The organism is Paenibacillus sp. XY044 (assembly GCF_002257645.1).
Lineage (GTDB): Bacteria > Bacillota > Bacilli > Paenibacillales > Paenibacillaceae > Paenibacillus_AQ.
This window is the reverse complement of record NZ_NQMO01000004.1, coordinates 27,301-40,177: the sequence shown is the minus strand read 5'-3', so window position 1 is coordinate 40,177 and position 12,877 is coordinate 27,301. Positions and strand designations below refer to the sequence as shown.

11 protein-coding genes are annotated in these 12,877 nt (G+C 53.8%); 3 read left to right on the top strand and 8 right to left on the bottom strand.

The annotated features are described in order from the left end of the window. Nucleotides 1-168 precede the first annotated feature (168 nt). Both CJP46_RS17675 and CJP46_RS17670 read left to right on the top strand, forming a co-directional pair. Nucleotides 169-1,110 (top strand): hypothetical protein, encoded by a 942-nt coding sequence (locus CJP46_RS17675; protein WP_094596960.1) that lies wholly within the window; start codon nucleotides 169-171, stop codon nucleotides 1,108-1,110. A 286-nt stretch (nucleotides 1,111-1,396) separates the two neighbouring features. Beyond that, entirely contained in the window at nucleotides 1,397-2,284 is an 888-nt protein-coding gene (locus CJP46_RS17670) for a CPBP family intramembrane glutamic endopeptidase (protein WP_179281206.1), read from the top strand. 117 nt (nucleotides 2,285-2,401) lie between these two features. Here CJP46_RS17670 and ilvA read toward each other — a convergent pair whose 3' ends face one another. The 5 genes from ilvA to CJP46_RS17645 all read right to left on the bottom strand — a co-directional run bounded on the left by ilvA (nucleotide 2,402) and on the right by CJP46_RS17645 (nucleotide 7,928). After that, a complete protein-coding gene (gene ilvA, locus CJP46_RS17665; RefSeq protein WP_094597366.1) occupies nucleotides 2,402-3,682 on the bottom strand; it encodes a threonine ammonia-lyase IlvA in 1,281 nt (426 codons plus the stop codon). 431 nt (nucleotides 3,683-4,113) lie between these two features. Then, entirely contained in the window at nucleotides 4,114-5,598 is a 1,485-nt protein-coding gene (locus tag CJP46_RS17660) for a PH domain-containing protein (RefSeq protein WP_179281205.1), read from the bottom strand. Further along, entirely contained in the window at nucleotides 5,585-6,049 is a 465-nt protein-coding gene (locus CJP46_RS17655) for a PH domain-containing protein (protein ID WP_094597365.1), read from the bottom strand. The genes CJP46_RS17660 and CJP46_RS17655 overlap by 14 nt, the downstream gene beginning before the upstream one ends. Beyond that, nucleotides 6,046-6,678, bottom strand: a complete 633-nt coding sequence (locus tag CJP46_RS17650) for a TetR/AcrR family transcriptional regulator (RefSeq protein WP_094596957.1) — start codon at nucleotides 6,676-6,678, stop codon at nucleotides 6,046-6,048. Before CJP46_RS17650 ends, CJP46_RS17655 begins: the two co-directional genes overlap by 4 nt. A 692-nt stretch (nucleotides 6,679-7,370) precedes the next feature. Further along, nucleotides 7,371-7,928: a flavodoxin family protein gene (locus CJP46_RS17645; protein WP_094596956.1), complete on the bottom strand. Its 558-nt coding sequence runs from the start codon at nucleotides 7,926-7,928 to the stop codon at nucleotides 7,371-7,373. Nucleotides 7,929-8,136: 208 nt separating this feature from the next. Between CJP46_RS17645 and CJP46_RS17640 the strand changes: the two genes are divergently transcribed. Then, the gene (locus tag CJP46_RS17640) at nucleotides 8,137-8,562 is read left to right on the top strand and encodes a VOC family protein (protein ID WP_094596955.1); all 426 of its coding nucleotides are present in this window, start codon (nucleotides 8,137-8,139) and stop codon (nucleotides 8,560-8,562) included. Nucleotides 8,563-8,700: 138 nt separating this feature from the next. Here the strand turns inward: CJP46_RS17640 and CJP46_RS17635 are convergent, their stop codons facing one another. From CJP46_RS17635 to purH, 3 genes are all read right to left on the bottom strand, one after another. Further along, nucleotides 8,701-9,318 carry an alpha/beta hydrolase gene (locus tag CJP46_RS17635; RefSeq protein ID WP_483874441.1) on the bottom strand — a complete coding sequence of 206 codons (618 nt, stop codon included), beginning with the start codon at nucleotides 9,316-9,318 and terminating at the stop codon, nucleotides 8,701-8,703. A 430-nt stretch (nucleotides 9,319-9,748) separates the two neighbouring features. Beyond that, nucleotides 9,749-11,032: a phosphoribosylamine--glycine ligase gene (gene purD, locus CJP46_RS17630; protein WP_094596953.1), complete on the bottom strand. Its 1,284-nt coding sequence runs from the start codon at nucleotides 11,030-11,032 to the stop codon at nucleotides 9,749-9,751. 241 nt (nucleotides 11,033-11,273) lie between these two features. Further along, the gene (purH, locus tag CJP46_RS17625; protein WP_094596952.1) at nucleotides 11,274-12,821 is read right to left on the bottom strand and encodes a bifunctional phosphoribosylaminoimidazolecarboxamide formyltransferase/IMP cyclohydrolase; all 1,548 of its coding nucleotides are present in this window, start codon (nucleotides 12,819-12,821) and stop codon (nucleotides 11,274-11,276) included. Nucleotides 12,822-12,877 lie beyond the last annotated feature (56 nt).

The window sequence follows — 12,877 nt, the reverse complement described above, 5'->3', positions numbered from 1 at the left end:
ATGTAGATTAAATGAGCATTAACAATTCAAACTTTCTACCGAATTTCGTGGAATTCCCCTGTCTCCAAATCAATTCATAAAAGTTTACAAGTTGGAAACAAGTCGAGATCAAAGCGAAACAACCTTCGGGTAATATGAACATATACCAAACAGGAGGTTGATCACACGATGAAAAAAACAGCTACCGCGGCTACAGCCGCTGCCCTTATGATTGCCCTTACCCTGCAAACCGGAGCCGGAGCGGTTCATGCCGCCGCCGCACAGTCCACCGCTTCCAAACCGGCGATTTCCGCCGCCGTCTCGGCCAAAACGAAACATGCGAACGCCATTTACAACCACATGATGGAGCTGCTGAAAAAACCTGCGAAGCAGGCTGAGGCGCTGGCCTACATGGAGAAAAACATTTATCAAGTGACGCCGTATCAGGCCATGCTGATGGCCCTCAAGATGGAGAACGCCGAAAACGCCAATCTGGAAACGTGGAACCAGAAATTTTACAAAGACAACGTACAGCGCAGCCTCATGAAGCTGATGAAGCAAGGGGACGACCTGACTTCCCTGATCAATAAGACGAGCGACAAAAACCTGAAGGCCCTCTTCAAAGGCGCCCGCGACAGCGGCTACCGTCTGGAAACGTCCGAAGGCATGTACTATCTGGTGCTGGATTACCCGCGCTTCCAGAAGGTTCGCCCTTACGTGACCAACGATATCAAGAGCTACATCGATATCATGACGGCGGAAACGAAGAACCGCTTTGCCAATGACGCAGCGCTGTCGATCAGCATGACGGAAGTCATCAAGCGTGCTCAGACCCAGGAAGCTTTCGTGAAGTCGTATCCGAAGTCCAACCGCGTGACCCAGGTCAAAGCACTGTACCAGCTGTATCTGTCCGTCAGCATGAACGGCCTCAACAACACGCCGATGTTCGACTATGACAGCAAGAAAATCGATCCGAAGGCCAAAGCCGCGCTGGAAGCTGCCGTCAGCAAAGGAAACCCGGTCACCAGCGGCTACCTGAAGCGGATCAAGGGATTCCTGGACGTCGTGAACAAAAACAACGACACCCTGACGCCGGAAGTCCGGGCCTACATCAACTCCGCGCTAAAATAAAACCGTTCATCAGACGAAACATTTACCGGCTGAACCATCAACCGGATAAAAACTTTTTTCAAAAAAAAGTTAACGCTGACAAGAGATGATTCCTGTATTGTACAGGGGTCATCTTTTTTCGTTCCCCTTGATATCCACCTCTGCAACTAGCCTCGCGCATGGGCTCTTTTCTTGACCAAAGTCCAGGACGCTTTCCGTCTAAGGATGGGCTCGAAGCGGCAGTTCTGCCTGTTACAATGGAGAAGTTATAGAACGAATGGAAACAAAACAAAGGAGGATTGTATCCATGCAAGCAATCCTGAAAGCGGACAATAAAGAGAGGAAACATCGGTTTCGGATCTGGAAATCCCATCCACTTGTCACTTACTTTGTATTGGCCTACGCTATCACATGGCTGTTCCTGGGTCTGGTAGCCCTTCATTCGCATGGGCTTATCCCCCTCCCCTCCAGTCTCATTTCTCCCCTCACGTTCGTCGGGAGTATCGGCCCGTTACTTGCCGCCCTTCTTCTCACAGCGACAACCACCGGTAAGGGCGGCATGCGTGCTTTTCTTCGCCAATGGTTCATCTGGCGTGTAAGCCCTCGGTGGTACTTGGTTGTCCTCTTTGCTCCAGCTATGGTCACCCTGATTGTCATGGCTTGCAAATCTCTTCTGGGAGGAGCCTCCTTCGATTTGGCCCATCCGTCCGTGGTCGAGGAGCTTTCTCTCCCTTCGGGCATCAATCCCTGGTTTCTGATTATCCCCGTGTTTCTCGTAGGAAGTCTGCTTGGTGGGCCGTTCGGTGAGGAACCAGGATGGCGTGGGTATGCGCTGCCCAAGCTACAGGAAAGGTACAGCGCCCTGGGGTCGAGTCTCATCCTTGGCGTCTTGTGGACGGTGTGGCACCTCCCGTTCTTTTTCATACCGGGGACTTCTCAATCCACCACTCCTTTCTTCATTTTTGCGCTTGGAACGATTGCGAACAGCATTCTGATGACCTGGGTCTATAATCACACGCGAGGGAGTGTCTTGCTGGCAATCTTGTTCCACAATGCCCTAAACATCACTGACCTCTATTTCCCTCTTTCTCTCTGGCTCAACTGGCAAGGGGTGGTGGCGCAATGCCTCTTGGCATTGGTTGTGGTCATCACCACCGGTCCCAAACACCTCTCTCGACGCCCTAAAAATACGTGAAACATCCCCTTAATGCTTATACCGGTATACAAAGAGGCCCCCATAGCTTAAACACTTCCCTACGTGTCCAGTCTATGGGGACCTGTTGATGCAGGGTCTCCGTTTTATTAGATCCTATTAAATCAGCATGTTGTAGAGGTTGGAATCCTTGTTGAGCTCGGTAAATTTAAGCCCTTTCCGGTTCATGCGCTCAATAAGCGGCTCATAATCCTCGCGGCTGTTCAGCTCGATGCCGACGAGCGCCGGTCCGTTCTCTTTGTTATGCTTTTTCGTATATTCAAAGTTGGTGATGTCGTCGCCCGGTCCGAGCACGTCTTCCAGAAATTCGCGGAGCGCGCCGGAACGCTGCGGGAAATTGATCATAAAATAGTGCTTGATGCCTTCGTACATCAGCGAGCGCTCCTTGATTTCCTGCATCCGGTCAATATCGTTGTTGCCGCCGCTGATGATGCAGACGACCGTTTTGCCGCGGATTTCGTCCCGGTACAGGTCCAGCGCCGCTACCGGCAGCGAGCCTGCGGGCTCGACGACGATCGCATTTTCGTTGTACAGCTCCAGGATGGCCGTGCAGGCTTTACCTTCCGGCACTTTGACCACATCGTCCAGCAGGCGGGAGCAGATGTCGTACGGGGTATCGCCCACCCGTTTCACAGCCGCTCCGTCGACGAACTTGTCGATCTCGTCCAGCGTGATAACGCCTTTCCGGGCCAGCGCCTCGCTCATCGATGCCGCGCCTTCCGGCTCGACGCCGATCACCTTGGTCGCCGGGCTGACCGTCTTGATGTACGTCGCCACGCCTGCCGCCAGACCGCCGCCGCCGATCGTGACGAACACATGGTCTGCAGCCGAATCCAGGCTTTCCATCACTTCCATCGCAATCGTGCCGTTGCCCGCAATGATCTTAGGCTCGTCAAACGGATGGATAAACGTCATGCCCTCCCGGTCGCACGCCTTGATCGCCTCTTCGTAGGCATCGTCGAACGTGTCCCCGGTCAAAATGACTTCCACGTTGCTGCCGCCAAAGCGCTTGACCTGCTTCACCTTCTGGTTCGGGGTCGTGCTCGGCATATAGATTTTTCCCTTTATATTCAGCGCATGGCAGGAAAAAGCCACCCCCTGCGCATGGTTACCCGCACTCGCGCACACGATGCCATTCGCCATCTCCTCAGGCGACAGGCTGCGGATCATATTGTAGGCCCCGCGGATCTTGAAGGAACGCACGACCTGCAGATCCTCCCGTTTCAAAAACACGCTGCATTCGTATTTCGCCGACAGGACCGGATCCCGCTGCAGCGGCGTCCGCACGATGACCTCCCGCAGCACGTGATGCGCACGGACGATATCCTCCATGCTGACGGTACGGGGCTTGTCTGCCGCGCTTCCTCCCTCAGCGTTCATGACGGTGACTCCTTCGGCTCCAGCTGAAGACGGTGCCTGCGTTTCCCTTCCAGTATCATTCATCTCTTGTTCTCTCCTCACTCCGCTAACCCTCTTTTTACATGGAAGACCTCTTCTTCGGGGCTGATCTGCGGTGATAACGCCTCGAATCGTCCTGTCGTGCTGGATGGCGCCCGCGTTCTGCCGCTTTTTCGTATGGAAAAGACCTGCCCGCTGAAAAAGACTTCCCTATATACGGCCTGTCTTCTGAACATGATAGGATAGACGTTTTTATATTACTCAGTAACGTAACGCTTTTGCGGCTTTTTTTCAAGGGGCTCTCTTCCGGCAGGGGCCCATTTTTGATGGCGGTTTTCCCTATTTGCGCCAAAAATGAGTTTGGTAGCAAAAAAAGCCTTCCCATCGCTGCGCGGCGGAAAGGCTATCAGATGCTATTTTCCAGAAAGCCAATCGGTGATCATGTGAACATCCGCGGCAGAGGCATGCCGCAGCGAGATTTTTTCGCCGGATTTACCGGATGCTACCGCCACTTTCAGCGTGGCAAGCTCTTTCCCCGCCTGGAAAGGAGTTTGTGAGGTTTTGTGCCACTGTACCTTGGAGATCGGGATCAGAACGACTTTCTCGGAAAAGCTCCCATAACGGATATGAAGCTGGTTCTCCTCCCGGCTCCAGGCCGCCTTCCGGTATTCCAATGATGATACTCCCCAGGCAAGGAAGGGAAGAACCCATGCAAGCCACCGCCAGACGCCGGGCACGAACAACCAGACCGCTGCCGCCAGTAATATACAGATCAGGACGGGTAACACGGTGTAGGAACGGTAGGATTGACGACCGACCCGGCTCCAGGTCTTCGGCAGGCGGAAGCCGGGCAGAAATGCTTCGAGCCGCATGGGAAGCTCATCATAACGGACCAGCGGAAACAAATCGACGACTTTTTTATCCTCATCCGAGCTTCCTGCGATGACCATTCGAACCGAGGCTCTGCCGAACAGCTTGTGCAGCGGGTTTTGCGTGATGCGGACCGCCTGGATCCGATGCGGCTTGATGACGGTTCTTTTCTTTTCCAAAATGCCCCGCTCGATGGTCAACGTACGGCCCTCGGTCTCAACCTGAAAACCGGATTCAAATAAGAAGGCAGCCGCAAACGCGAGCAGCCAGGAGAGGAGCGCCAGGATGACGACGAGCCCCGGAATCCCGAGGACCAACAGCCGCGGGGACAGCTGATCCCATATCGGGGTATCTCTCACCCATTCATCCCACAGTTTCAAGCCTCCCCCCACGATCACCATCCAAAGAACCGCGAATTTGCCGCTCGTTGTACTTAGGATCAGCGTTTGGCCCAGTGACAGCCGCATGCTGTTAAGGGGAACGGCATGCGAGCGTTCGTTATGGACGGGGGAATCGCCGGGTATTTCGGTCAGCGCTTCGGGTTCCGCCATGCCCATCTCACGCTGAATGCGTACCGCTTCCGCTGCGGAAATCGAGCTGAGCACGGCCTCAGGCTCCTCATCTCCCCCGGACGTCTCCATTTCCAAGCGAACGAGACCGAAGATTCGATCATACAGGCTGACCGTTACATCAAGGGATTGGATGCGTTCCCTAGTGATCCATATTTTTCGGCGGACCCACAACCCGTGTTCAATATATAGGACGCCATCCTCCACCCGGTACATAAAGCGGCGCCAGCGCAGGCAGGCGAAGACAACCAGCATGATCGCAGCCGCCACAATAACGCAAACCGTCAGCACGATGCGGTCGATCTCTTTTCCAAATACGCGATGGATCAGAAAAATACAGAACGGGATCAAAGGCAGCAGGCCAGCCAGCTCTTTCCCGGAATGAATCAGGAAATACAGAACGGATACGGGATGCAGCCGTCTGTTGGCCACCGAGGGTCTTGGATTAGAGCTCACCATCCGTCCCCCCTGCCCAATCCGAAATCTGCTTGCGGATGTTTTCAGCTTCTTGCTCTGACAGTGCAGGAATGCGATGGCTGCCGGCTGCGGTAGAGAACGTGACGGTGGATAGTCCATAGATCTTCTGGATCGGCCCTTGCTTGGAGTCCACATGCTGAATACGCACCATCGGGATCAACGTCTTCCTGCGAATCCATATGCCGTGATTCAGCTCAACGTTCCTTTCCGTAATCTCATATCGCCAAGAACGGTACAGCAAACCGGGCAGCACCGCCAGTTCAAGCACGATGTACAGCAGGACGATGACCGCGCTCCATCCCGCAATCCATACAGGCCAGTCGTAAGCTGCCGTCAGCCAAACCGCTGCAATGACCAGCATGACACTTATCGCGCTTGCGATCCACCCTTCCATTCTTCGTGCCTTCGCCGCTCTCCGATCGATCCGTTTCATGACTTCTCTCCTCCTTCCACTGAGAAATCCGATGGATGGGAGGGGCGGCGGACGGCCGACAGAAACAGGGCGGCCAGTTCTGCCGCGTATTCCGCAAGGTCCAGGCCGGGATTCACGAGCAGTTGGTTCGCGACGCCGTCAATAGCGCTGCGGATCGCCGCTGCGGTCACCTGTGCAGACCGTTCGGTTAACGTCTTGAACTCCCCGGTCTCCTGCCCCCATTGCAATATTTCGATAAGAGGCTCCAGGATCGAGTCATCCGAGGTTCCTCCAAACCGAAGCTTTCCGTCCGGCGTACGCGCATTCGTGACGATTTCCGTCAAAGCCACGATGTAATCGCGGTGCGCGCCCATAAATTCCAGGTTCGACTCGATATAAGCCTTCAGCATATCGTTTGGAGCCGTTTGCCCCTCCATTTGCGGAGACATGAAGCGTGCTGCGGTCTCGAAGACCTCATGGACAATTTGCTCCATCAGCTCATCCTTGCTCGCAAAGTGGTACGTGAACACGCCTTTGCTTACGCAGGCGCGCTTGACGATTTGTCCCACCGAAGCTTGAGCATAACCAAGCTCAGCAATCGTATGGATCGCGACCTCTACGATTTGCTGCCTTCTCTTCGATTGTTCCATGGACTACCATGCCTCCTATAGGAAATCACCTGCTTTGCAAATCCCAAAGTTTCGTACGTCTGTACTAATAAATTTAGTACAACCGTACTACACTGTCAATATCAAGGCCGTAGATAGCACGGAACAGCTAGGAAGTTGGTGACTGGGGCAACTGATGGCCTATACACCTTGAGGATCTCTCTATCATGATTGATGAATGTTTTTTTGTTTTGATGGGTAAGCAAATTTTCTTATTAATTTCATGGTTAAAAAAAAGCCCACCTTAAATGGGCCTTTTCTAAGTCTTTTATTCTCAGGGTATACGTTATGTTTACTCCAATGATACTTGATTAAGTAGGGAGCTCGAATTAGCTTCCCCTATGGTATAATATGGGTTGTACAAACACACCTTGAATGGGCGCACCCTCCGAAAGGAGGTGATGCGAATGAACATTTCGTTTGGTGAAGTACTAACCTTCGGGATTTTCCTGGTAGCGTTACTCACTTACATCGATAAACGAAAGTAACCCACTCTTAAGGTCGGCACCTAAGTGGGTTACTTTTCAAGGTCAAGCTTGATCCTGGAGGGAAATCCCACTCAAGATGTTTGTGCTAGGGAGTAGCCTGGGCCGGCTGCTCCTTATTTATTGTTATCTTAGCATACGGCAGGATATACCACAAGTTATGCAAATTGTAAATTATAATTTACTACCTTATTCCTGCACCTGTCGGATCAGACGCTCCCGGAACTCATCCGCCAGCTTGATCGACGCGGTATCATCGGCAACCGCCCCCGGCCGGTTTCCCTGGCCCAGGATATAGCCCCCAAACTTCGTTCCGAAGAAGCCGAAAATATACTGAAACTGCTGGATCAGCGGCAGTCCTTTCAGCAGCGGATCGTCACCTCCGACCGCAATAACGTAAGCGGTTTTGGACTTCATCGACTCCCGGAAATGCGGGCGCTTATCATCCCTAAGCGTTTGGGACCAACGGTCGATAAAATTTTTCATATGGCCCGACATGCCGTACCAATACACCGGAGTAGCAAAAATCACGGTATCCGCGGCAAGCACGCGGTCAATCAGCGCGTTGTAATCGTCTCCCACGTCCTGAAAACCCTGTTCGGTATGACGGTAATCCTCTATCGGTTGAACCGTATACTCTTTCAGCATGATCCGGTCCACACCGGCAAATCCCCGGACGACCCGCTCGGTCAGAAGCTCCGTGTTGCCGTCTGGGCGCGTGCCCCCGTAAATCACAGCAATGCTCATCGTATTCACTCCTTGAAGTTTGGTTATGTATGGATTGAGAAAGATATATTCATGTTCTAGTCTTTAGGTTCTCCCACTCCGGACGAATCTAATTTGAATCGCATTCGCGAAAAAATGATGACAATCAAGCTGTCACCAATTCATTGCTATAATCAAAGTACAAGCAGATGCATAACACACTTTATTAAAAGAAGGAGGACGTTTTATTATGAAGCCAAGAATATCCGTCTTGACCCTGGGAGTAGACGATTTGGAAAGAGCGCTGTCCTTTTACCGGGATGGCCTGGGGCTGCCCACGGAAGGCATTGTCGGAACAGAATTTGAGCACGGCGCCGTCGCGTTTTTCGACCTTCAGGCCGGCTTGAAGCTGGCTGTCTGGAAAAGGATCGATCTCGTCCACGACGCCAAAATTGAACGTACCGCCCCCAGCAGTGCGGAGTTTACGATCGGTCACAACGTTACCAGCAAGGAAGAGGTCGATCAGGTGATGGAACAGGCGCGTCAGGCCGGAGCCACGATCACCTCGCCCGCACACGATACGTTCTGGGGAGGGTACTCAGGTTATTTCCAGGACCCTGACGGGCACTTGTGGGAAATCGTCTGGAATCCCGCTTGGGAGTTTCCGGAGGAGTAAGGGAAAACGGAATTTCCAACGCAGCAAAAAAAGACTGCCGGGATGAGTCCCGCGCAGCCTTTTCCTTAATGTCAGCCAGTCATCTCATGTGCAGTCCTGCCACGCAGAACCATTCAGATGGCTAACCCTATCGATACTTTATGCGTGTTCGTTAAAATTTTTCGCAAACCAGGCGGTCGCCGCATCAATCTCCAGCTTGCTGAGCTGATGTCCGTAATTCTCCCAATTCAGCTCCGTGTCCGCACCAGCGCCGGACAGCAGCGAATTGAGCTCCTCGGTTTCATTGATGGAGCACAGCGGATCATTCGTCCCCGCCCCGATAAATACCGGAACGCCGCTGAGATCAGGCAGTTCTTTCCCGCGCAGCGGAACCATCGGATGCAGCAGAACCGCTCCCTGCAGGGCGTCGCTGTAATGGAACAGCAGGCTTGCGGCTATGTTGGCGCCGTTGGAGAAGCCTAAGGCCACCATCCGGTTCCGGTCGAGCGAGTACTGCGCTGCCGCCTCATCCAAAAACGCCTTCAGTTCATGCGTCCGCGCAACCAAATCTTCCTCGTCGAACACCCCTTCGGCCAAACGCCGGAAGAAACGCGGCATGCCATGTTCCAGGACATTTCCCCGCACACCAAGCACAGAAGCTCCGGGTGCAATCATTTCTGCGATCGGGAGCAAATCCCGCTCATTCCCACCCGTTCCGTGAAGTAGAACCACAACGGGTGCCTCCGGCCGACTTCCCTGAACAAAAATATGCTTCATACTCATCATTGTACGCCTCCCAATGCACGGACCTGAGTGTCCGGCGAAATATGTTCAATTACTTCACGCTCTTCTGCTGCGCTTACGAAGATCAAATCTCTTCTGCATTTCATTTTATTTTAAAATTAAGATTTATAAATATATAATATATTATATTGAGATTTTTTGCAAGGGGGTGTGGAAAAAGTGTGATTCTGGGAATTAAAATAGCAAGGCCGGCATGTGTTGGCGCAAAATACGACCCACTCGGCCGCTCTCCCCCAAACTAACCATATTCTGCACCTACTACTCCAGCCAGTTGCATCCACTTATCAACTCACGCCCTGTCACCTGCCCACTACATCACCCACAACAAAAGGCGTCCCTTCGGTCGTGAATCGACCTCGGAACGCCCTATACATGTAAGCCCGGCACAAACCGGGCAACTTCTTTACTTCCCGCTCTTCACCAACGCCTTGGCGGCGATGTCCGTGCGGTTTTGCTTGCCTTCGAAGGTAATCTTCTCGGCCTGCGCATATGCCTTCGCGCGGGCTTCGGCGATGTCGGCGCCCAGGCCGACGACGCCCAGCACGCGGCCGCCGCTGGTGACGAACTCGCCCTGCTCGTTCTTTGCGGTTCCCGCGTGGAACACGAGGGCGTCCGCCGCGTCGACCCGATCCAGCCCCTGGATCGGCAGTCCCTTCGGATACGAGGCGGGATAGCCGCCCGAAGCGAGCACGACGCACACGGCAGCTTCATCGCTCCACTCGATGTCGATGTCCGCCAGCGTGCCGTTCACGACCGCCAGGAAAATGTCGAGCAGATCCGTCTTCAGCCGCGGCAGCACAACCTGGGTCTCCGGGTCGCCAAAACGGGCGTTGAATTCGATCGTAGTCGGCGTGCCGTCCGGCTGGATCATCAGCCCCGCGAAAAGCACCCCGCGGAACGGCCGGCCTTCGGCTACCATCGCTTTGGCGGTCGGCTTGATGATGTTTTCGACAGCGGCTTCAATGATGGCCGGGTCTACATGCGGCAGCGGCGAATAGGTACCCATGCCGCCCGTGTTCGGACCCTTATCCCCGTCAAACACCGGCTTATGGTCCTGCGCAGCCGCCATCGGCCGCACCGTCTCCCCGTCGACAAAGGACAGAATCGACATTTCCTGCCCCTGCAGGAAATGCTCGATAACGACCTGAGCGCCGGATTCGCCGAATACTTTGGCTACCATGATGTCCTGGAGCGCTTTTTCCGCCTCCTCCATCGTAAACGCCACGGTTACGCCCTTCCCTGCGGCAAGTCCGTCCGCCTTAATAACGATCGGCGCCTGCTGCGACTGCAAATAAGCGGACGCCTCTTCGTAATTGTCGAATTTGCGGTAAGACGCTGTAGGAATGTTGTACTTATGCAGCAGATCCTTCATGAACGTCTTGCTGCCTTCGATCTCAGCCGCCTTGCGGTTCGGTCCGAATACCGGAATATTCTTCGCCTCAAAGGCATCCACAATGCCGTCCGCGAGCGGATCATCCGGTCCGACGACGACCAATCCCACTTCTTTCGTCAAAGCAAAGTCCGTCAGCTTGTCGAATTCATTGACCTGAATCGGCACGCATTCGGCAATCTGCCCAATCCCTGCATTTCCCGGGGCACAATAGATCCGTCCCGCCTTCGGGCTCTTATGCAGCGCCCACACGATGGCATGCTCGCGGCCCCCGCCGCCAATCACCAATATATCCATGTCCGCCTCCCGTTTCTTCGTTTATGCACGTTAATTTTTCATGAGAAACCTATAACATTAGCGTTATCATGTCGACACCCTTTATAGCAGACAGCCGCGTTCAGCAGAGATTTTGTTGACGGGAACCAGCAGCAGGCGGCGACTTTCGTAAACAGCCCGGCTGCAGTCGCCCTTCCTTAACTTCCCCCCAAACCTCTGAAACGCGGCTATCTCAGCCCTTTTTACTTTTCAAAACATGATCTTAGTGTCTAAAATGCCTTACGCCCGTAAACACCATGGCAATACCGTATTCGTTTGCGACTTTAATCGACTCCTCGTCCTTAATGGAGCCTCCAGGCTGAATGACCGCCGTGATACCGGCTTTCGCAGCCAGCTCCAGCGTATCGCCCATCGGGAAGAACGCATCGGATGCGAGCACCGATCCCTTGGCTTTGTCGCCCGCCTGCTCGATGGCGATTTTGGCGGAGCCGACGCGGTTCATCTGACCCGCACCTACACCAACGGTCATGTTGTCCGCGGCCAGTACGATCGCGTTCGACTTCACGTGCTTGACGACTTTCCAGCCGAACAGCAGCTGCTTCAGCTCCTCTTCGCTAGGCGCACGATCGGTTACGACTTTCAGATCGGCTTCGTCCAGCGAATGCACGTCGCTTTCCTGCACGATCATGCCGCCGTCGATCGACGTGACGACAAATTGGCTGTTCCGTTCCTTGGCGGAGCCGAATTCGCCCATTTTCAGCAGACGGATGTTCTTCTTCTTCGTCAAAATTTCGAGTGCCTCATCGGTAAAGCCCGGTGCCAGCACAATTTCCAGGAAAATTTCGCTGAGCAGCGCCGCGGTGTCGCTGTCGATGATGCGGTTAGCCGCGACGATGCCGCCGAAAATGGAGGTCGGATCCGCGCTGTAGGCTTTTTTATAGGCCTCCAAAATGCTTTCGCCTGTGCCTACGCCGCAAGGGTTCATATGCTTGACCGCCACGACAGCCGGTTCGTCGAATTCTTTGACAATCTGCAGCGCCGCGTTGGCGTCGTTGATGTTGTTGTACGACAATTCCTTGCCGTGTAGCTGCTCGGCGGTTGTGATGGTGCCGGATGGAGCGAGAGGTTTGCGGTAGAACGCCGCTTTCTGGTGCGGATTCTCGCCGTAACGAAGGTCTTGGATCTTCTCGTAAGTGACCGTCAAACGCTCAGGAAGAGGATCGCCTGTTACGTTCGACAAATAATCGGAAATGAGGGCATCGTATGCGCCGGTGTGGCGGAAAACTTTGGCTGCAAGCCGTTTGCGCGTCTCCAGCGTCGTATCTCCGTTCTCGCGGATTTCCGCAAGCACGGTACCGTAGTCGGCCGAATCGACAACCACGCTGACAAACGCATGATTTTTGGCTGCCGAACGAAGCATGGTCGGACCGCCGATGTCGATATTTTCGATCGCATCTTCATAAGTGACGTCCGGTTTGGCAATCGTCTCCTGGAACGGATACAGGTTTACGACCACCAGATCGATGTAGTCCAGGCCCAGCTCTTTCATCTGCTGCTGATGCTCTTCGCTGTCACGGACAGCCAGAAGGCCGCTGTGTACCGCGGGATGCAGCGTCTTTACGCGTCCATCCAAAATTTCCGGAAACCCGGTCACTTCGGAAATGCCGATGACCGGTACGCCTTCCTGTGCCAGCAGGCTTTTGGTGCCCCCTGTCGAAATGATTTCCACGCCCAATGCAGACAGCTCGCGGCAAAAATCCACGATGCCCTTCTTATCCGATACGCTGACCAGCGCTCTTTTAATACTCACGATATGCTCCTCCTTTATGTGTAAAAACGATAACTTTCGCTCGAAGCTCATTTATT

Bases quoted from the DNA above. Each gene is read 5' to 3' on its own strand.
- CJP46_RS17645 (WP_094596956.1), bottom strand. From the start codon at position 7,928: ATGAGCATTGCTGTGATTTACGGGGGCACGCGCCCAGACGGCAACACG.
- CJP46_RS17660 (WP_179281205.1), bottom strand. From the start codon at position 5,598: ATGGTGAGCTCTAATCCAAGACCCTCGGTGGCCAACAGACGGCTGCAT.
- CJP46_RS17655 (WP_094597365.1), bottom strand. From the start codon at position 6,049: ATGAAACGGATCGATCGGAGAGCGGCGAAGGCACGAAGAATGGAAGGG.
- ilvA (WP_094597366.1), bottom strand. From the start codon at position 3,682: ATGAACGCTGAGGGAGGAAGCGCGGCAGACAAGCCCCGTACCGTCAGC.
- purD (WP_094596953.1), bottom strand. From the start codon at position 11,032: ATGGATATATTGGTGATTGGCGGCGGGGGCCGCGAGCATGCCATCGTG.
- CJP46_RS17670 (WP_179281206.1), top strand. From the start codon at position 1,397: ATGCAAGCAATCCTGAAAGCGGACAATAAAGAGAGGAAACATCGGTTT.
- CJP46_RS17640 (WP_094596955.1), top strand. From the start codon at position 8,137: ATGAAGCCAAGAATATCCGTCTTGACCCTGGGAGTAGACGATTTGGAA.
- CJP46_RS17635 (WP_483874441.1), bottom strand. From the start codon at position 9,318: ATGAAGCATATTTTTGTTCAGGGAAGTCGGCCGGAGGCACCCGTTGTG.
- CJP46_RS17675 (WP_094596960.1), top strand. From the start codon at position 169: ATGAAAAAAACAGCTACCGCGGCTACAGCCGCTGCCCTTATGATTGCC.
- CJP46_RS17650 (WP_094596957.1), bottom strand. From the start codon at position 6,678: ATGGAACAATCGAAGAGAAGGCAGCAAATCGTAGAGGTCGCGATCCAT.